The organism is Pseudomonas sp. WS 5027, assembly GCF_012985695.1.
Taxonomy (GTDB): domain Bacteria; phylum Pseudomonadota; class Gammaproteobacteria; order Pseudomonadales; family Pseudomonadaceae; genus Aquipseudomonas; species Aquipseudomonas hygromyciniae.
Genome location: NZ_JAAQWU010000018.1, coordinates 46820 through 63944, shown reverse-complemented (window position 1 = coordinate 63944; position 17125 = coordinate 46820). Strand labels below are relative to the sequence as shown.

Annotated in this window: 19 protein-coding genes and 1 pseudogene; 10 read left to right on the top strand and 10 right to left on the bottom strand. The window is 58.8% G+C overall.

All coding sequences use genetic code 11. The features are described from left to right. Positions 1-83: 83 nt before the first annotated feature. Positions 84-617: a gluconokinase gene (locus tag HBO09_RS20940; RefSeq protein ID WP_169999013.1), complete on the bottom strand. Its 534-nt coding sequence runs from the start codon at positions 615-617 to the stop codon at positions 84-86. A gap of 213 nt (positions 618-830) precedes the next feature. Between HBO09_RS20940 and HBO09_RS20935 the strand changes: the two genes are divergently transcribed. From HBO09_RS20935 to HBO09_RS20920, 4 genes and pseudogenes are all read left to right on the top strand, one after another. Further along, a complete protein-coding gene (locus HBO09_RS20935) occupies positions 831-1862 on the top strand; it encodes a LacI family DNA-binding transcriptional regulator (RefSeq protein ID WP_169999043.1) in 1032 nt (343 codons plus the stop codon). Positions 1863-1979: 117 nt separating this feature from the next. Beyond that, positions 1980-2612, top strand: a complete 633-nt coding sequence (locus HBO09_RS20930; RefSeq protein WP_169999010.1) for a glutathione S-transferase — start codon at positions 1980-1982, stop codon at positions 2610-2612. A gap of 10 nt (positions 2613-2622) precedes the next feature. Next, positions 2623-2721 (top strand): annotated as a pseudogene (locus HBO09_RS20925) (NAD(P)-dependent oxidoreductase); the annotation flags it as partial. A gap of 204 nt (positions 2722-2925) precedes the next feature. Continuing rightward, positions 2926-3426 (top strand): hypothetical protein, encoded by a 501-nt coding sequence (locus HBO09_RS20920; protein WP_169999007.1) that lies wholly within the window; start codon positions 2926-2928, stop codon positions 3424-3426. Between the two features lie 52 nt (positions 3427-3478). Here HBO09_RS20920 and HBO09_RS20915 read toward each other — a convergent pair whose 3' ends face one another. Continuing rightward, complete coding sequence (locus HBO09_RS20915; protein WP_169999004.1) at positions 3479-4798, bottom strand: PAS domain-containing methyl-accepting chemotaxis protein; 1320 nt, start codon at positions 4796-4798, stop codon at positions 3479-3481. Between the two features lie 807 nt (positions 4799-5605). Between HBO09_RS20915 and HBO09_RS20910 the strand changes: the two genes are divergently transcribed. Next, on the top strand, positions 5606-6022 hold the full coding sequence (locus HBO09_RS20910) for a GNAT family N-acetyltransferase (protein ID WP_169999001.1): 417 nt from the start codon (positions 5606-5608) through the stop codon (positions 6020-6022). Here HBO09_RS20910 and def read toward each other — a convergent pair. The 3 genes from def to HBO09_RS20895 all read right to left on the bottom strand — a co-directional run bounded on the left by def (position 6019) and on the right by HBO09_RS20895 (position 7882). Beyond that, the gene (gene def / locus HBO09_RS20905; RefSeq protein WP_169998998.1) at positions 6019-6558 is read right to left on the bottom strand and encodes a peptide deformylase; all 540 of its coding nucleotides are present in this window, start codon (positions 6556-6558) and stop codon (positions 6019-6021) included. The two genes, HBO09_RS20910 and def, sit on opposite strands and share 4 nt — an antisense overlap. Before the next feature lie 3 nt (positions 6559-6561). Then, positions 6562-7515: a YihY/virulence factor BrkB family protein gene (locus tag HBO09_RS20900; protein WP_169998995.1), complete on the bottom strand. Its 954-nt coding sequence runs from the start codon at positions 7513-7515 to the stop codon at positions 6562-6564. A 175-nt stretch (positions 7516-7690) separates the two neighbouring features. Continuing rightward, entirely contained in the window at positions 7691-7882 is a 192-nt protein-coding gene (locus tag HBO09_RS20895; RefSeq protein ID WP_169998993.1) for a CsbD family protein, read from the bottom strand. Positions 7883-8081: 199 nt separating this feature from the next. Between HBO09_RS20895 and HBO09_RS20890 the strand changes: the two genes are divergently transcribed. Beyond that, positions 8082-8459: a hypothetical protein gene (locus HBO09_RS20890; RefSeq protein ID WP_169998990.1), complete on the top strand. Its 378-nt coding sequence runs from the start codon at positions 8082-8084 to the stop codon at positions 8457-8459. Between the two features lie 102 nt (positions 8460-8561). Here HBO09_RS20890 and fadD1 read toward each other — a convergent pair whose 3' ends face one another. Next, the gene (fadD1, locus tag HBO09_RS20885) at positions 8562-10253 is read right to left on the bottom strand and encodes a long-chain-fatty-acid--CoA ligase FadD1 (protein WP_169998987.1); all 1692 of its coding nucleotides are present in this window, start codon (positions 10251-10253) and stop codon (positions 8562-8564) included. Positions 10254-10637: 384 nt separating this feature from the next. Next, positions 10638-12326 (bottom strand): long-chain-fatty-acid--CoA ligase FadD2, encoded by a 1689-nt coding sequence (gene fadD2, locus HBO09_RS20880; RefSeq protein WP_169998984.1) that lies wholly within the window; start codon positions 12324-12326, stop codon positions 10638-10640. A gap of 210 nt (positions 12327-12536) precedes the next feature. Here fadD2 and HBO09_RS20875 point away from each other — a divergent pair, with 210 nt between their 5' ends. Both HBO09_RS20875 and HBO09_RS20870 read left to right on the top strand, forming a co-directional pair. Further along, the gene (locus HBO09_RS20875) at positions 12537-13481 is read left to right on the top strand and encodes an alpha/beta hydrolase (protein ID WP_169998981.1); all 945 of its coding nucleotides are present in this window, start codon (positions 12537-12539) and stop codon (positions 13479-13481) included. 68 nt (positions 13482-13549) lie between these two features. Beyond that, positions 13550-14020, top strand: a complete 471-nt coding sequence (locus HBO09_RS20870; RefSeq protein ID WP_169998979.1) for a MaoC family dehydratase — start codon at positions 13550-13552, stop codon at positions 14018-14020. A gap of 137 nt (positions 14021-14157) precedes the next feature. Here the strand turns inward: HBO09_RS20870 and HBO09_RS20865 are convergent, their stop codons facing one another. Both HBO09_RS20865 and HBO09_RS20860 read right to left on the bottom strand, forming a co-directional pair. After that, on the bottom strand, positions 14158-14625 hold the full coding sequence (locus HBO09_RS20865) for a PA2169 family four-helix-bundle protein (protein ID WP_169998976.1): 468 nt from the start codon (positions 14623-14625) through the stop codon (positions 14158-14160). Beyond that, a complete protein-coding gene (locus HBO09_RS20860) occupies positions 14618-14803 on the bottom strand; it encodes a hypothetical protein (protein ID WP_169998975.1) in 186 nt (61 codons plus the stop codon). The genes HBO09_RS20865 and HBO09_RS20860 overlap by 8 nt, the downstream gene beginning before the upstream one ends. A 28-nt stretch (positions 14804-14831) precedes the next feature. Here HBO09_RS20860 and HBO09_RS20855 point away from each other — a divergent pair, with 28 nt between their 5' ends. Both HBO09_RS20855 and HBO09_RS20850 read left to right on the top strand, forming a co-directional pair. Beyond that, positions 14832-15068 (top strand): DUF3820 family protein, encoded by a 237-nt coding sequence (locus tag HBO09_RS20855; protein WP_008056784.1) that lies wholly within the window; start codon positions 14832-14834, stop codon positions 15066-15068. A gap of 12 nt (positions 15069-15080) precedes the next feature. Continuing rightward, positions 15081-16253 (top strand): aminotransferase class V-fold PLP-dependent enzyme, encoded by a 1173-nt coding sequence (locus tag HBO09_RS20850; protein ID WP_169998972.1) that lies wholly within the window; start codon positions 15081-15083, stop codon positions 16251-16253. A 204-nt stretch (positions 16254-16457) separates the two neighbouring features. On the opposite strand, the gene HBO09_RS20845 is transcribed toward HBO09_RS20850, so the two are convergent. Continuing rightward, a complete protein-coding gene (locus HBO09_RS20845; RefSeq protein ID WP_169998970.1) occupies positions 16458-17123 on the bottom strand; it encodes a bifunctional 4-hydroxy-2-oxoglutarate aldolase/2-dehydro-3-deoxy-phosphogluconate aldolase in 666 nt (221 codons plus the stop codon). Positions 17124-17125: the final 2 nt, after the last annotated feature.

Sequence of the window (17125 nt, the reverse complement as noted above, 5' to 3'; positions counted from 1 at the left end):
GGGGTCGTCTCCTGTTTGTTGTTGTTATTAAAGCGGGTGTTGAATTCTATGCCGTCGGATAGCGCTATCTTTCGGGCAAAAAATCATCGGGAAGGTTCAAAGCCGTGCTTGAGCCACCAGGCGTGGGTCTGCTTGGCCAACGCCTCGATGCTGTCTTCACTGGCATTGAGGGCCAGGGTCAGCGGCTCGCCGATGGGCGATTCGAGGGTGGCGAACTGGCTGTCGATCAGGCTGGCCGGCATGAAATGACCAGGGCGATGGGATACGCGGTCGGCGGCCACCTCGCGGGTCAGTTCCAGGAAGACAAACCCCAGGCCCGGCGCGGCTTCGCGCAGGTGATCGCGGTATTTTTTCTTCAGCGCCGAACAGGTCAGCACCGGATGCTCGCCGGCCTTGAGCGCACGGCGCAGCTCATCGCAGAGGATATCCAGCCAGCCGGCACGGTCGTCGTCGTTGAGAGGATGGCCTGCGCTCATCTTTTCGATATTGGCAGCCGGGTGAAAGCTGTCGCCTTCAATGGCGGTGGCGCCGTTCAACAGGCACAGGGCCTCGCTGACACTGGACTTGCCACAGCCGGAAACACCCATGATGACCAGGGCGGTAACAGGTTGACTCATGAAACACCTCAGGACGCAGATAGCGCTACCTTTGCACGCCCTAAGGCTAGTGCAAAAACAGGCTTTTCCCGCGCCTAATTGTCATTTTTATGGAGTGACGCGTGCATCCGCTCCAACCGTTTGAGCAAGGATCAGGCAACCCGTTGCGCAAGTATTTGCAGGCCTTTGGAGACAGCGCTACCTTAGTGCCTCGATTTTTGTTTGGCAAGCCGCCTGATGACCTCCAAGAACGATAAAAATACCCGCACGACGGGGCGCCCTACCCTCAATGAAGTTGCCCGCCTGGCGGGCGTCAGTCCGATCACGGCCTCCCGCGCCTTGCGCGGCATCAGCACCGTGGCCCCCGAACTGGTGGAAAAAGTGCAGAAAGCCGCCGCCGAGCTGAGCTACGTGGTCAACCCGGCCGCCCGCGCCCTGGCCTCGGCACGCAGCCAGTCGGTGGTGGTGCTGGTGCCTTCGTTGTCCAACCTGCTGTTTATCGAAACCCTGGAGGCCATTCACCAGGTGTTGCGGCCCAAGGGCTTCGAAGTGCTGATCGGCAACACCCACTATTGCCGGGACGAAGAAGAAAACCTGCTGCGCAACTACATGGCCTATCAGCCACGGGGCTTGCTGCTGACCGGTTTTGATCGCACCGAAAGCGCCCGGCGCATGGTGGAGTCGAGCAATGTGCCCTGCGTGTACATGATGGATCTGGACCCCACCGCCGGCCTCAACTGCGTGGGCTTCTCGCAGATCAGTGCCGGCCAAACCGCGGCAGCGCACCTGATCTCCCGGGGTCGCAAGCGCCTGGCTTATGTTGGCGCACAGTTGGACCAGCGCACGCTGCTGCGCGGCGAAGGCTTCCGCCAGGGCCTGCAGAAGGCCGGTTTGTATGACCCGGCATTGGAACTGCTGACCCCACGCCCCTCGTCGGTGGGCCTGGGTGGCGAATTGTTCCTGCAACTGCTGGCCAGCCATCCGGACGTGGATGCGATTTTTTTCGGCAACGATGACTTGGCCCACGGCGCCCTGCTCGAAGCCTTGCGCCACGGGATCAAGGTGCCGGAGCAAATCGCAGTGCTGGGCTTCAACGACCTGCCCGCCTCCAGCTTCATGGTGCCGCGCCTGAGCAGCATCAGCACCCCACGCGAGGCCATCGGCCGACGCGCAGCAGAGCATTTGCTGACGGTGATGGCAGGCAACAAGATCGCCCGGCCGGTGGTGGATATGGGGTTTGAGTTGAAGGTGCGCGAGAGTACCTGAACCGATGTGGGAGCGGGCTTGCCCGCTCCCACATTTTTGAGCGTGCCCACTTAACCCTATCGCTGTCCTTGCGCGCCCCTGCTAAATTGCCCAGCTCATACCAGCCAGGGAAGCACCATGGGACACGCGCTGAAAATCTTGGGTCGCACTTCGTCCATCAACGTACGAAAAGTCCTGTGGACCTGCCAGGAACTGGCTATCCCCTACGAGCGTGAAGATTGGGGCATCGGCTTCACGCCTACCCAGTCACCCGAATTCCTCGCCCTGAACCCCAACGCCCAAGTGCCGGTGATTGTCGATGACAACGGCGTGCTATGGGAGTCCAACACCATCTGCCGCTATCTGGTGGGCCTGCACCAACGCCACGACCTGCTGCCCGCCGCCCCCGCGCCACGGGCCAGGGTCGAGCAATGGATGGATTGGCAAGCCACCGAGCTCAACCCATCCTGGGGCTACGCCTTCCATGCCCTGGTGCGCAAGAACCCGGACTTTCAGGACCCGCAGCGCATTGCCGCCGGCGTGCGCGGCTGGAACGACAAGATGGGACTGCTGGAACAGCAATTGATCAAAACCGGCGCCTATGTGGCCGGGGACGACTTCACCCTGGCCGATATCCTGATCGGCCTGTCAGTGCACCGCTGGCGGATGACGCCCATGGGGCGCCCTGCCTACCCGGCGGTGGACGCGTACTACGCCCTACTCAGCCAGCGCCCAGGTTTCCAGGCTTTTGCCCTCGACGGTCACAACTAAGGATTACACGATGAAAGGACTCAACGTACTGCTCACCGGTGCCTGCGGCAGGATCGGCAAGACCTTCTTCGAGGCCTCGAAAGATCGTTACCGCTTCACCCTCACTGACCCTTCGCCCTCGACGGCCATCGCTTCGTGCAGGCCGAGGGGGTCAAGCACCTGATCGCCCATGGCCGCTGGCGGCAAACATTCGCCGCTGGCGGCACACCTCATGACGAAGCAATGCTCTCAAAGCCAATGAATTCGGGGCATTGGCCCTCGGCACGCTAATTGCTAAACCCTCTGTATCGTTCAAACCCATAGGTGCCCGATCATGTTGGTCAATACCCAAGTCTCGTCCGTGATCCAACAGTCCAAACGCCCCGACCTGGACCCCGCCAACGCCGCCGCCAGTGCGCTGTACAGCGGCGTGATGCAGAACGTGCAGAACGCTGCTGCCGCAACCCAGGTGCAGACCACGCAAAAGGCCACTGACACCACGGCCAGCAACGTGGATGCCGCGTTTGCCAAGACCCGCCTGCAGTTGCAAGCGACACCGCCGACCAGCGCCACGCCGACCACTGCGACCAGCAGCCAGGCCCGCGCAGATTTCACCGACTATATGACCAAGACCCCGGCCGAGCGCATCCGCGATCAGATCCTGCTGGAAAAAGGCCTGACCGAAGAAGATGTAAAAGCGATGCCTGTCGAACAACAAGACGCTATTGCCCAGGAAGTGGCTGATCGCCTAAAGATGCAGGTAGCGGAACAGTTCGCCGAGAAGACTGCTGATCCGCAGATCAAGGCCGTCAAAGACGCCCTCGCCGCAATCTGACTCAGCCCACGCCCTTTGTAGGAGCGAGCTTGCTCGCTCCTACACAGAGGCACTATTGCAGTTGCAGGGTCGAGTTGAACTGGCCAATGGCGTCCACCACATGCCGCGAGCCTTCCTGGATCTCCAGGATCACCTGCCCTGCCTCATTGGCCAACTCCACCCCCAGCCCGGTACGGCTCAGGCTCGACTGCATGCTCGACACCGCGCTCAGGGACAAGTCGTGGTTCTTGCGCACCACGTCGACAATCTCAAGCGTCGCCTGGCTGGTACGCGCCGCCAGACTGCGCACCTCGTCTGCCACCACCGCAAACCCACGGCCATGCTCACCGGCCCGCGCCGCCTCAATGGCCGCGTTAAGCGCCAACAGGTTGGTCTGATCGGCAATCCCGCGAATGGTCTGGACGATGGTGCCGATGATGTCTGACTGCTTGTTCACCGCATCGATGCTCAACGCCGCTTGATTCAGGTCGCGGGAGATTTCCTCGATGATCTGCACCGTCTGCTGTACCACTTCCGAGCCCTTGCGGGCACAGGCATCATTCTGCACCGAGGTGGCGTGGGCCGAATCGGCAGCGGTACGCAACGTGGTGACCTGGTCGGTGATATCGCTGGCGAACTTCACCACTTTGTACAGACGCCCGTTGGCATCGAAGATTGGGTTGTAGGAGGCTTCCAGAAACAGCGTCTGACCATGTTTATTGCGCCGCTCAAAACGATGGGAGTGGAACTCACCGCGGTTCAGTGAAGCCCAGAAGGCTTTGTAGGCCGGTGATTCCACCTCGGCGTGATGACAGAACATGCTGTGGTGCTGGCCAACGATTTCACCGAGGGAATACTGCACCGTCTTCAGGAAGTTCTGGTTGGCATTGAGGATCTGCCCCTGGGGCGTGAACTCGATGACCGCCATGGAGCGCCCGATGGCATCGATCAGGCTTTGGTTTTCATGCTCGCGGTGAACCCGCTCGGAAATATCCGCAGCCACTTTGATCACACTCTGCACCTGGTTATCCGGGCCATAGACCGGCATGTAACTGGCCTCCAGCCATACTTCCTGGCCACTTTTGGTCAAGCGCATGAACGTGCCGCTGATGGGTTCGCCCTGGCCCAGGTCGTGCCACAATTTGGCGTAGGCATCGCTACGGTAAAAGGACTCTTCACAGAAAATTCGATGGTGTTTGCCGCGTACTTCCTCGGCGCTGTAACCCATGACCTTGCAGAAGTTTTCGTTGGCATCCAGTACTACGCCGTCGCGATCAAACTCGATCATCGCCATGGAACGACTGATGGCGGCCAACTTGGCTTGGGCCTGGGTCAGTGCACAGGAAAAACGCTCGATTTCCAGCAGGTCGGATTTGTGGTGCAGGTTAAACATGATCGGATCACCTTCAGCGCTGTCTTTGAATGACGGTTAGTTCTTGGATTTGACCCAGTACAACTTTCCACAAAACAGGCAAACGCAGCTGTCCATAAGGCAGGACAAGTGTCAGGCGATAGATAAATGATGGCTAATCGGAGAGTCCATGGGGCAACACCCGTTTCAAGGCATCCTTTTCTTGACGACCCCGTGCGGGGCCCGCTTTAACCGACACACGTAAATCCATTTAACCTGAGGCTCCTTTTTTTCCGGCGCTTTGACATACACACTTATCTATTCACAGCCTCAATAGTGCTCATCAATCACTATTCAAGCGCCCACCCGAAACGCTTCATATGGCATGCGACATAAGTGGTTATGGATGAGCATAGACAGGGCTTGGCGCTATGCAAGGCCATTAATCAGCCAGCATGGTGAGCAGGTATTGGAGGGGGGGTGCAGGGAGCAGAATGTATTTATGACTCTGTAGGAGCGAGCTTGCTCGCGAAAAGCTCGAGAGCGCCGTGTTTTTCCTGCGAACACGCGTTTTCGTTAACGCTCTTCGCGAGCAAGCTCGCTCCTACAGTGAATTCCTCAGTGACCGAACAGACCGGTCTCAGTCTTCTTGGCTTTTTTGTCCGCGCGTTTTTCATCGGCGGTCTTTGCCGGTTTTTTCTTCGCGGCTTTCTTTGAATCCATACCTTTGGCCATGATGCATGCTCCACTAACAGAGGAAGTAACAAGGGGTATAACACCTATTGCCCACCAGAAGGCGCTTTGCCCGACTTATAATCCCCGGTCCTTGATCACGTTTGTTAAACCACCATGCCCGAGTTGCACATTGATCGACTGGCAGAGCCCCTGTGGCCGCTGCTGAACAAGTTCTACCGCAGCCACAACTCATCGATGAAAGCCCTCAAGGGCGGCCAATTGTGGGTCGCGCGCAACAGCGAGATTGTGGCCGGGCTGTGCCTGAGCCCCGTGGTCGGTGGCCAGTGGCTGACCGGGCTGTTTGTCGATCCGGCATTACGTGGGCAAGGGCTGGCGGCGCGGCTGATCGCGCAAGCGATAGCGCCGGTCGAAGGCACGGTATGGCTGCTGTGCCACCCGGACCTGGAAGGGTTTTATACAGCCCAGGGCTTCAGCCAGCAGACGGTGTTGCCACAATCGCTGGCCGAGCGCCTGGTGCGCTATAAACGCAACAAGCCGATGATCGCCATGGGCGTGTGCCGTCAGGTCTAAGCGTCGGCGGCGGGATCCAGGTCGGGGAACATCACCTCGATAAACCCGAACTTGCTGAAGTCGGTGATGCGCGAGGGGTACAGGCGGCCGATCAAGTGGTCGCATTCGTGCTGCACCACCCGCGCATGGAAGCCGTCGGCAATCCGCACAATCGGCTCGCCCTTGGGGTCAAACCCCTCGTAGCGAATCTGCTGATAGCGATCCACCGCACCACGCAACCCTGGCACCGACAGACAGCCTTCATAGCCCTCCTCCAACACCGGGCTCAGCGGTGTAATCAGCGGGTTGATCAGGATGGTCTGGGGCACCGCCGGGGCATCCGGGTAGCGCTCGCTGCTTTCGAAGCCGAAGATCACCAGTTGCAGGTCGACACCAATCTGCGGCGCGGCCAGACCGACGCCACCCACGTGTTCCATGGTCTGGAACATGTCATCGATCAGTTGCCACAGTTCGGGGCTATCGAACATTTCCGGTGGTACCGGTGGCGCGATACGCAGCAGGCGCTCGTCGCCCATTTTCAGGATTTCACGAATCATCGGTCAGGTTTCATCAAGGGTGGGTTTGGGAATCGAATGGTCCCGGCCAAGGCCCGAGACATGCTGTTTTTGATCGGGGTGATGTTCGCCAAAGTCCTTTTCACCCGGGTCCTTGCCTTCGGCAGACATGTGCTCGATCACCGCGTTCATTTCCGCACCCAGCAGCAATACCGCGGCGGAAATGTAGAAGTACAACAGCAGCACAATGATCGCACCGATGCTGCCATACATCGCGTTGTAGTCGGCGAAGGTCTTGACGTAGTAGCCAAAGCCCAGTGAAGCCACGATCCAGACCACCACCGCCAGCACCGAGCCTGGCGTGATAAAGCGAAATTTCTGCTTCACATCCGGCATCACGTAGTACATCAAAGCCACGGCGAACATCAGCAGGATCACAATCAAAGGCCAACGCAGGATGGTCCACAAGGTAACGACAAATTCCTGCATGCCGATCTGCCCGGCCAGCCACTCCATCACTTGCGGCCCCAGGACCATCAGCGCGGCGGCGGCCAGCAACATGCCGGCGATGCCCACGGTGTAGAGAATCGACAGCGGGAAACGCTTCCAGATCGGCCGGCCTTCCACCACGTCGTAGGCGGCATTCATCGCGCTCATCATCAGGCGCACGCCCGCCGAGGCGGTCCACAGCGCGATGACGATACCCACCGACAACAGCCCACCCTTGGATTGCTGCAATTGGTCGATCACTGGGTTGACCTGCTCCAGAGCCTGGGGCGGCAGCACCAGTTCCGATTGCAGGCGCAGCCAACTGAAGAAGTCCGGCAGGTGCAGGAAACCGATCAGGGCAATCAGGAACAGCAGGAAGGGGAACAGTGAAAACAGCATCTGGTAGGCCAGTGCCGAGGCGTAGGTGGGCATCTCGTCATCAATGAATTCTGTGACGGTGCGCATCAATACGCGGTGCAGCGGCAGATCTTTTAATACCGGAAAAATCATAGCGTCTCCTTTCGCCGCAAAAAGGTTGAGTTCGTGGGCGACTCAGGGGCCGTTTTCTACATCAAGGTAGCCTATTTGGCGACCTTGAAACAATTTCGAAACTTTAAACATCGGGCGTGACATAAAAACGGCCATCCGTGGATGGCCGTTATATTGCGTGTTGCACACGGTGGAATCAGGCCTTGTCGACCGTATTCTTTACCGCATCCTTGACCTTGCCGACCGCTTGCTGGGCTTCGCCCTTCTTCTCTTGAATCTTGCCTTCGACCTCAAGCTTGGGGTTGTCAGTGGCTTTGCCGACACCTTGCTTGATATTGCCGATGGCTTCGTTCGCTAAACCTTTTGCCTTATCCGCTGTGCTGCCCATGGTATTTCTCCGTAAGAACAATCAAGGGTTTTGGTCATTACCTAAGGATTGACCCTGGGCCTCTGAGCAGAGTTTCAATTATTTGCGTGAGGCATTTCATCACCCCGTACAGGTTTGGCTTTATGTTTTGCCGCCAACCCCCGAGAATGCCCGGCAGATTCAGGCTCAATCGCTGAATAACAGATCCCGTAGGAAGGTTATGAAACTCAATAAAACACAGGCCATCGCCCGCAGAAACCTGGAACTGGGCGGTGCCGTGCTCGGCGTCAACAACTGCCACTTCACCGACCTGGACCGCAAGCGCAACATCTGGTGGTTCGACCTGCCAGTGGCCCGCATTGCCATCGGCCAGTACGAGTGGATTCACTTGTTGATGCACAACGCCGAGACCGACCAGTTGTTGCACCTGAAAGTGCCGACCGCGTTCCTGCGTGAAAAGCTTGAAGGGCTGGTAGTGCGCAATGCGGGCAAGCGCAAGCCGGAGATTACCCTGGAGCTGAGCGCGGATAAGGATTCGTTCCTCAAGGATGTACGCCCGACGGGCGCTGGCGTGAGCTTTGCGCAGTTCGCCCTGTAGGCAGGCGCTCAAAAATATGGGAGCTGACTTGCCTGCTCCCACATTTGGATTGCAGTCCAATCAGCGCCCAATAAAAAGCCCCGCATTCGCGGGGCTTTTTGTTTACTTCTTCAGGCCCAACTTCTTCAGCTCTTCATCACGCAATTCACGGCGCAGGATCTTGCCCACGTTGGTGGTCGGCAGCGCCTCGCGGAATTCAACAGCCTTCGGCACTTTGTAGCCGGTGACGTTGGCGCGCATATGCTCCATCACCTGCTCCTTGGTCAGCGTCGCGCCCGGCTTGACCACGATGAACAGCTTGATGTGCTCGCCCGACTTCTCGTCCGGTACACCAATGGCCGCGCATTGCAGCACGCCTGGCAGGCTTGCCAGCACGTCTTCGAGCTCGTTGGGGTAGACGTTGAAACCGGAGACCAGAATCATGTCCTTCTTGCGATCAACGATACGCATGTAGCCGTCTGGCTGGATGATTGCGATATCACCGGTCTTCAACCAGCCTTGGCTGTCGAGGACTTCGGCGGTGGCGTCTTCCCGCTGCCAGTAGCCTTTCATCACTTGCGGGCCCTTGACGCACAGCTCGCCGATTTCGCCCAGGGGCAACTCGACGCCCTCATCCGAGATGACCTTGCACAGGGTCGAAGGCACCGGAATGCCGATGGTGCCGATCTGGATATTCTGGATCGGATTGACCGTGGCCACCGGGCTGGTTTCGGTCATGCCGTAACCTTCACAGATGCTGCAGCCGGTCACGGCTTTCCAACGCTCGGCCGCCGCCAGTTGCAGGGCCATACCGCCCGACAGGGTGACCTTGAGCGCCGAGAAGTCCAGCTTGCGAAAGCCTTCGTTGTTGCACAGCGCAACGAACAGGGTGTTCAGGCCGACAAAGCCGCTGAACTTCCACTTCGACAGCTCCTTGACCATCGCCGGCAAGTCGCGCGGGTTGCTGATCAGGATGTTGTGGTTGCCGATCAGCATCATCGCCATGCAATGAAAGGTGAAGGCATAGATATGGTAAAGCGGCAGCGGTGTGATCAGGATCTCGCAACCTTCATGGAGGTTGGAGCCCATCAGCGCCTTGCACTGCAACATGTTGGCTACCAGGTTGCGATGGGTGAGCATCGCGCCCTTGGCTACGCCGGTGGTGCCGCCGGTGTATTGCAGCACGGCCACGTCTTCGCTGGCGGGACTGACTTCGTTGACCGGCTGGCCATGGCCCTTGGCCAGGACATCGTTGAACTTGATCGCCTGAGGCAAGTGATACGCCGGGACCATTTTTTTCACGTACTTGATGACGCTGTTGATCAGCAGCCGCTTGAGCGGCGGCAACAGGTCAGCCACTTCGGTGACGATCACATGCTTGACGCCAGTCTTGGGTACGACTTTTTCCGCCAGGTGGGCCATGTTAGCTAGGCAGATAAGGGCTTTGGCCCCGGAGTCGTTGAACTGGTGTTCCATTTCCCGCGCGGTGTACAGCGGGTTGGTATTGACCACGATCAGGCCGGCACGGATGGCGCCGAACACGGCGACCGGGTATTGCAGGAGGTTGGGCAATTGCACGGCGATTCGATCACCGGGCTGCAAGTCGGTATGCTGTTGCAGGTACGCGGCAAAGGCACCGGACAGTTCGTACAACTCACCGTAGGTGATGGTCTTGCCCAGGTTGCTGAAAGCCGGTTTGTCGGCGAAGCGTTGGCAGGACTGTTTCAGTACCGCCTGAATATTTTGATACTCGTCTGGATTGATGTCTGCAGCAATCCCGGCGGGGTACTTATCCTTCCAAAAGTCTTCGATCATGGAAGCCCACTCCTCAGCGACGCGAATTCATTCACCGCATTTGATGCGATTATTATTTGTGTGTGTTTTTAGGTGATTCTGGCTGTTTCAAGCAGGCCGAGAGGTCACAAAGCGCGCCGAGAGTAGCAGCTTTGCAAAGGGCCGCCTAGAGCCAAAAGAGGGCCCTACAGTCATAAACATGACTCAAGAATATCCAGTAGTCATTTTTAGAGCAAAGATTCTATAACCCCTGGAACAGCTCTATTTTGCGGACTTACACCGTAAATGTAGGAGCTGGCTTGCCAGCGAAGAACTCAAGGCCGCCGCGGGGTAACAGTTGCCCCGCGTTACCGTTGACGATCTTCGCTGGCAAGCCAGCTCCTACACAAGCCTCCTACATTGAGATCAGGCGATGTCGCGAAGCTCGCGCCGCAGGATCTTGCCTACCGGCGTCATCGGCAACGAGTCCCGCAACACAATATGTTTGGGCACCTTATAGCCGGTGAAGTTGGCCTTGCAGTAGGTCTTCAACTCTTCAAGGCTGACGCCCTGGGCCCGCGCCACCACGAACAGCTTCACTGCCTCGCCGGTGCGCTCGTCGGGCACGCCGATCACCGCGCAGTTGGCGACGTTCGGGTGGGCCATCACCACGTCTTCGATCTCGTTGGGGTACACATTGAAGCCCGAGACAATAATCAGGTCCTTCTTGCGATCGACAATGCGCACAAAGCCATCCGGGTCGATCACCGCAATATCGCCCGTCTTGAGCCACCCCTCGGCATCCAGGGTCTCGGCGGTGGCCGCCGGTTGCTGCCAGTAGCCCTTCATGACCTGCGGGCCCTTGATGCACAACTCGCCCCGCTCGCCCAGCGGCAACTCCACGCCGGCGTCATCAATAACCTTCATCGCCGTACCTGGCACTGGAATACCCACGGTGCCCAGGCGCGATTGATCTCCGTAGGGGTTGGTACTGGCCACCGGCGACGTCTCGGTCAGGCCATAGCCTTCGCCGATGGAACAACCAGTGATCTGCTTCCAGCGCTCGGCCGTGGCCTTGACCAGGGCAGTGCCGCCGGAGTTGGTGATCTTCAGGTGGGAGAAGTCCAGGGTCTTGAAGTCCGGGTGTTCCATCAGCGCGACAAACAGGGTGTTAAGCCCCAGCAACCCGGTAAACCGCCACTTCTTCAATTCCTTGATAAAGCCGCCGATGTCCCGGGGATTGGTGATCAGCACGTTGTGGTTGCCGGTGACCATCATGCACATGCAGTTCGCGGTGAAGGCATAGATGTGGTAGAGCGGCAACGGCGCTACCATCACCTCCTGCCCTTCCTTGACCAGCGGATGCCCGTCTTCGCGCACCTGTGACATGCACGCCCGCACCTGCTGCATGTTCGCCACCAGGTTACCGTGGGTGAGCATCGCGCCCTTGGCCAGGCCAGTGGTGCCACCGGTGTATTGCAGCACCGCGATGTCATCGAGGGTCACCGGATGGCGGGTCACGGCCAAGCCTGCGCCCATGCCCAGGGCGCGCTTGAACGACACCGCCCGAGGCAGGCTGTAGGCCGGGACCATCTTCTTCACCTTGTCGACCACAGTGTTGATCAGCCAACCCTTGGCGGCGGGCATGAAGTCGCCCATCTTGGCTTCGATCAGGTATTCGATCTCGGTGTCGGCCGCCACTTCCTGGACCCTGGAGCCGAACAGGTTGAGGTAGACCAGGGCACGAATGCCTGCGTCCTTGAACTGATGTCGCATTTCCCGCGGGGTGTACAGCGGGTTGGTGTTGACCACTACCAGCCCGGCGCGCAAGGCGCCGAAGACGGCAATCGGATAATGGAGGACGTTGGGCATCTGCACCGCAATACGGTCGCCCGGTTTCAGATCGGTATGGTGTTGCAGATAACCGGCGAACGCTGCGCTCTGACGCTCCAGGTCAGCGTAAGTCAGGGTGATCCCCATGTTGCTGAATGCCGGACGGTCGGCAAAGGCCTTGCAGGAACGCTCGAAGACTTCGATTACTGACTTGTACGCCGACAGGTCAAGCTCATTGGGCACACCGGCCGCGCGTTTGTCATTCCAGAAATCAGGTTGCATTATTCTTGTCCTCTTACCCGAGTGTGCCCGACCGCTTCCGGCTGTTTATGGGAAGCGGAGCTTCGGGGACGTTAGCAGTTATGGCTAAACAGGCAAATACACAAAAACGTGTCATTGATTGTATGAATCTTGCCCCTGAGGCCAAGGGTGATCAAACGCCCGCCCACGGATGAGCTATACACTGCAACGACCCTGAGCAAAGGAAGCGCCATGAACCACACCACTTTCTGGCTGACCGCGAATGACCGCAGCCGCCTGCACGTCAACCAGTGGCTACCGGACGAACCGCCCACGGCGCTGGTGATGCTGGCCCATGGCATGGCTGAGCACAGCGGCCGTTATGCGCGCCTGGCCCAGGCCCTGTGTGACGCCGGCTACGGTGTGTATGCCCCAGACCTGCGCGGCCACGGCCGCACCGCCGACGAAGGCACCCTGGGCCTGTACGCCGAGCGCGATGGCTGGAACAAGGTGGTGGGTGACCTGGCTGCCCTCAACCAACACATCGGCCAGCAGGCCCCCGGTGTGCCGATCATCCTGCTGGGCCACAGCATGGGCAGCTATATCGCCCAGGCCTATCTGCTGCATCACAGCGCCAGCCTGCACGGGGCGATTCTCAGTGGCTCGAATTTCCAGCCGGTGGCTCTGTACCGCGCCGCGCGCCTTATCGCCCGGGCCGAACGCCTGCGCCAGGGCCTGCGGGGGCGCAGCGCGCTGATCGAGTTCCTGTCGTTTGGCTCGTTCAACAAGGCCTTCAAACCCAATCGCACGGCATTCGACTGGTTGAGCCGCGATCCGGACGAAGTGGACAAGTACATCAACGACCCTCTGTGCGGCTTTCGCTGCACCAACCAGCTGTGGATCGACCTGCTCGGTGGCTTGCAGCAAATCAGCAAAGCGTCCAATCTCAAACAGATTGATCCGGGCCTGCCGATCCTGGTGATGGGCGGCGAATGTGATCCGGTCAGTGAAGGCAAGCGTCTCACCAGCCTAGCCAACGCACTGCGCGACGCCGGCTGCCAGAATCTGCAATTGAATATTTACCCGCAGGCACGGCACGAACTCTTCAATGAAACCAACCGCGATGCGGTCACCGCCGATGTGCTGGCGTGGATGGCCCAGGCCGTGAACCATCGCCGGCCGGCACGCTGCGAATGAACAGAAAAATATTTTCGTTTAAAATCAACGAATTAAGACTATCGATTAGCCACAGGATGCACGATTAGATGACCCAGGTTACCAACACGCCTTACGAAGCCCTCGAAGTCGGCCAGAAAGCCAACTACAGCAAAACCGTGGAAGAGCGCGACATCCAGCTGTTCGCGGCGATGTCCGGCGACCATAACCCGGTGCACCTGGATGCGGAGTTTGCCAAGGCGACCATGTTCAAGGAGCGTATCGCCCACGGCATGTTCAGCGGCGCATTGATCAGCGCGGCAGTCGCCTGTGAGTTGCCTGGGCCGGGCACCATCTATATCGGCCAGCAGATGAGCTTCCAGAAACCGGTGAAAATCGGCGACACCCTGACCGTACGTCTGGAAATTCTCGAGAAGCTGCCCAAGTTCCGCGTGCGGATTGCCACCCAGGTGTTCAACCAGCGTGATGAGTTGGTGGTGGATGGCGAGGCGGAGATCCTCGCGCCACGCAAGCAACAGGTTGTGACCTTGACCGAGTTGCCGGCGATCAGCATCGGCTGAAAATCACTGGTCATGTGACAGCAAAAAAATGTGGGAGCGGGCTTGCTCGCGATAGCGGTGTGTCAGTCGACATCTAATTGACTGATCCACCGCCATCGCGGGCAAGCCCGCTCCCACATTTGTTACTGCGAGGCGACTCAGGACTGGGCGCGTGCCTGGTTACGCAGGGCTTTCACTTGGTCGTGATTGCGCTGTGCGCCGTGGTACTGACGCTCGACCAGATCACGAATACCCACCAGGTTGTGCTTGTTGATTTTCTCGATGGCTTCTTTGTAAGCCTTCAACGCATGGTCTTCACCGCGTTCGGCTTCGTTGAGGACGGCTTCTTCGTCCTTGCCCGTCACTAGCGACTTCACGTCTACCCAGCCACGATGCAGTGCGCCGGCAACGCTGCCGGAATCTTCCGGGTCACCACCCAAGGCGCGCACGGCTGTCTGCAGTTCGGTAGCCGCCGAGGCGCAGTCAGCTGAACGCTTGGTGAACAGCGCCTTGAGTTCTGGGTGCTTGATGTCTTCTGCGCAGGTCTTGAAGCCTTCCTGGCCGTCTTTGCTGGTTTCGATCAGGTCATTGAGTACGGAGATCGATTCTTTGTTGATGTCAGTCATTTTTCAATTCCTTCACAGGTTTAGAAACGTACTGAGGTAGTTGCAGCGCCCGTGCCAGGTCTCGAATTAAAAAATAAACCTTAATTTTCAACAAGTTATAAATACGCGATAAATCTGTATCCGCTTTATTTGCATGATCTGTCATTTGGCCTTCATGCAGAATGCCTGTATTTTCCAAGGCATCCTCCTGATTGCCTGAAGCACCTATGAACCCCGAAAAACTCGAACTGCTGATCACCCGCCAAATGCCGTTCGGCAAGTACAAGGGCCGGATCATTGCCGACCTGCCCGGTCCTTACCTGAACTGGTTTGCCCGCGAGGGTTTCCCCCACGGCGAGTTAGGCGGCCTGCTGGCGTTGATGCAGGAAATCGATCACAACGGCCTGTCCGAACTGCTCGAACCGCTGCGCGCCAAACACGGCAAACCTGCCCCTCGCCACTAATCGAGCCTGACCATGCCCCACTCCCGCGACGAAGCCTACTGGCAGGCCATTGCCCAGCGCTATGAGCTGGAACCCGGCCCCATCAACCTGGAAAACGGCTACTTCGGCCGCATGAGCCGGGCGGTGCTGGCGCAGTATCAGGAGCATGTGGCTTTTATCAATCGCAGCAACTCGGTGCATGTGCGCCAGCGCTTCGAGCAAGGAGAGAATGCCGAGATCCGCCGGCAACTGGCCGAATTGGTCAATGTCGACCCAGAAGCCATTGCTTTCACCCGCAATGCCACCGAAGCCCTGCAATCGCTGATTCGTAACTACAACCGCCTGCAACCGGGCGACCAGGTGCTGATCAGTGACCTGGAATACGACACGGTCAAGGGCGCCATGCGCTGGCTCGCCGGCTGCCGGGGTGTAGAGGTGATCGAAGTGTCCCACGCCCACCCGGCCAGTTTCGACAGCCTGGTGCAGACCTATCGCGATACCTTCAGCCGCCACCCGCGCCTGAAGCTGATGGCGCTGACCTATGTCACCCACCGTACCGGCCTGGTCATGCCGGTGGAGGCCATCGCCCGGGCGGCACGGGAACATGGCGTCGAAATCATCCTCGATGGCGCCCATGCGCTGGGCCAGATCGACTTCGATCTAGTGCAACTGGGCATCTCGTTCGCCGGTTTCAACCTGCACAAGTGGATCGGTGCGCCGCTGACCCTGGGCTTTTTGTACATAGCCCCAGAGCGCCTGGCACAGATTGATCCGGACATGGGCGAGTTCCATTACCCGATCACCGATGTGCGTGCTCGTACGCCTTACAGCACAGCGAATTTTCCGGCGCTGATGACCTTACCGCTGGTGCTTGAAGAACATCGGGCCTTGGGCGGCGCGCAGGCCAAGGGCGCGCGGGTGAAATACCTGCGTGACCTGTGGGTGAGCCAGGTGCGGCCATTACCGGGGATCGAGGTGCTGACCGCGGATGATCCACGACTGTATTGCGCGATTACCGCGTTCAAGTTCAGCGGGCGCGATCAGCAGGTAATGGCGGGTCGATTGCTTGATGAGTACAACCTGTTTACCACCCTGCGCAGTGGGGCGGCTTTTGGTACCTGCATACGGGTAACCCCGGGGTTGGTGACCTCGGCGGCAGACATCGGCGTGCTGGTCAACGCGATTACCAAGCTGAATGCCGATTAAAACTGTGGGAGCGGGCTTGCTCGCGAATGCGGTGTGTCATTCAACACATTCAGTGACTGTTACCGCGCATTCGCGAGCAAGCCCGCTCCCACAGTTCGATTGCCGTGATTTCAAGGTTTTCTGTAGGCAAAAAAAAGCGGCGCACCGACCAAGTGCACCGCAAACATGCCGTGAAGCACAGCAACAACGATTCGGTAAATCAGATCAATCCAGCAGCGCCAGCGCCTCGGCGGTGACTTCCTGGATACGCGCCCAGTCGCCGTTCTTGATCCACTGCGGATCAAGCATCCAGCTACCGCCCACGCACATCACGTTTTGCAACGCCATGTAGTTTTTGATGTTGGCCGGGCCCACACCGCCAGTCGGGCAGAATTTCACTTCGCCAAACGGGCCACCCAGGGCCTTGATTGCCGCCACGCCGCCACTGACTTCTGCCGGGAACAGCTTGAAGCGGCGATAACCCAGGCCATAGCCTTCCATGATGCCGGAGGCATTGCTGATGCCAGGCAACAGCGGGATCGGGCTGTCGACACTGGCTTCAAGCAGGTCGCGGGTAATGCCGGGGGTGACGATAAACTGCGAGCCCGCCGCCTCGGCTGCTGCCAGCATGGTGCGATCGAGCACCGTGCCCGCACCGGTGACCAGTTCCGGACGCTGCTCACGCAGAACCTGAATGGCCTTGAGGCCGAACTGTGAACGCAGGGTCACTTCCAGCGCGGTCAAGCCACCCGACGCCAGGGCATCGGCCAGGGGCAGAATGTCCTGTTCGCGGGCAATGGTGATTACCGGCAGGATCCGCGCCTTGGCGCAGAGGCTGTCGATCAGGGCAACTTTATCCGCCATGGACACGGTCGGGTGGGGGCTTTTCATAG

Bases quoted from the DNA above. Each gene is read 5' to 3' on its own strand.
- HBO09_RS20940 (WP_169999013.1), bottom strand. From the start codon at position 617: ATGAGTCAACCTGTTACCGCCCTGGTCATCATGGGTGTTTCCGGCTGT.
- HBO09_RS20930 (WP_169999010.1), top strand. From the start codon at position 1,980: ATGGGACACGCGCTGAAAATCTTGGGTCGCACTTCGTCCATCAACGTA.
- HBO09_RS20920 (WP_169999007.1), top strand. From the start codon at position 2,926: ATGTTGGTCAATACCCAAGTCTCGTCCGTGATCCAACAGTCCAAACGC.
- HBO09_RS20915 (WP_169999004.1), bottom strand. From the start codon at position 4,798: ATGTTTAACCTGCACCACAAATCCGACCTGCTGGAAATCGAGCGTTTT.
- HBO09_RS20910 (WP_169999001.1), top strand. From the start codon at position 5,606: ATGCCCGAGTTGCACATTGATCGACTGGCAGAGCCCCTGTGGCCGCTG.
- def (WP_169998998.1), bottom strand. From the start codon at position 6,558: ATGATTCGTGAAATCCTGAAAATGGGCGACGAGCGCCTGCTGCGTATC.
- HBO09_RS20900 (WP_169998995.1), bottom strand. From the start codon at position 7,515: ATGATTTTTCCGGTATTAAAAGATCTGCCGCTGCACCGCGTATTGATG.
- HBO09_RS20895 (WP_169998993.1), bottom strand. From the start codon at position 7,882: ATGGGCAGCACAGCGGATAAGGCAAAAGGTTTAGCGAACGAAGCCATC.
- HBO09_RS20890 (WP_169998990.1), top strand. From the start codon at position 8,082: ATGAAACTCAATAAAACACAGGCCATCGCCCGCAGAAACCTGGAACTG.
- fadD1 (WP_169998987.1), bottom strand. From the start codon at position 10,253: ATGATCGAAGACTTTTGGAAGGATAAGTACCCCGCCGGGATTGCTGCA.
- fadD2 (WP_169998984.1), bottom strand. From the start codon at position 12,326: ATGCAACCTGATTTCTGGAATGACAAACGCGCGGCCGGTGTGCCCAAT.
- HBO09_RS20875 (WP_169998981.1), top strand. From the start codon at position 12,537: ATGAACCACACCACTTTCTGGCTGACCGCGAATGACCGCAGCCGCCTG.
- HBO09_RS20870 (WP_169998979.1), top strand. From the start codon at position 13,550: ATGACCCAGGTTACCAACACGCCTTACGAAGCCCTCGAAGTCGGCCAG.
- HBO09_RS20865 (WP_169998976.1), bottom strand. From the start codon at position 14,625: ATGACTGACATCAACAAAGAATCGATCTCCGTACTCAATGACCTGATC.
- HBO09_RS20855 (WP_008056784.1), top strand. From the start codon at position 14,832: ATGAACCCCGAAAAACTCGAACTGCTGATCACCCGCCAAATGCCGTTC.
- HBO09_RS20850 (WP_169998972.1), top strand. From the start codon at position 15,081: ATGCCCCACTCCCGCGACGAAGCCTACTGGCAGGCCATTGCCCAGCGC.
- HBO09_RS20845 (WP_169998970.1), bottom strand. From the start codon at position 17,123: ATGAAAAGCCCCCACCCGACCGTGTCCATGGCGGATAAAGTTGCCCTG.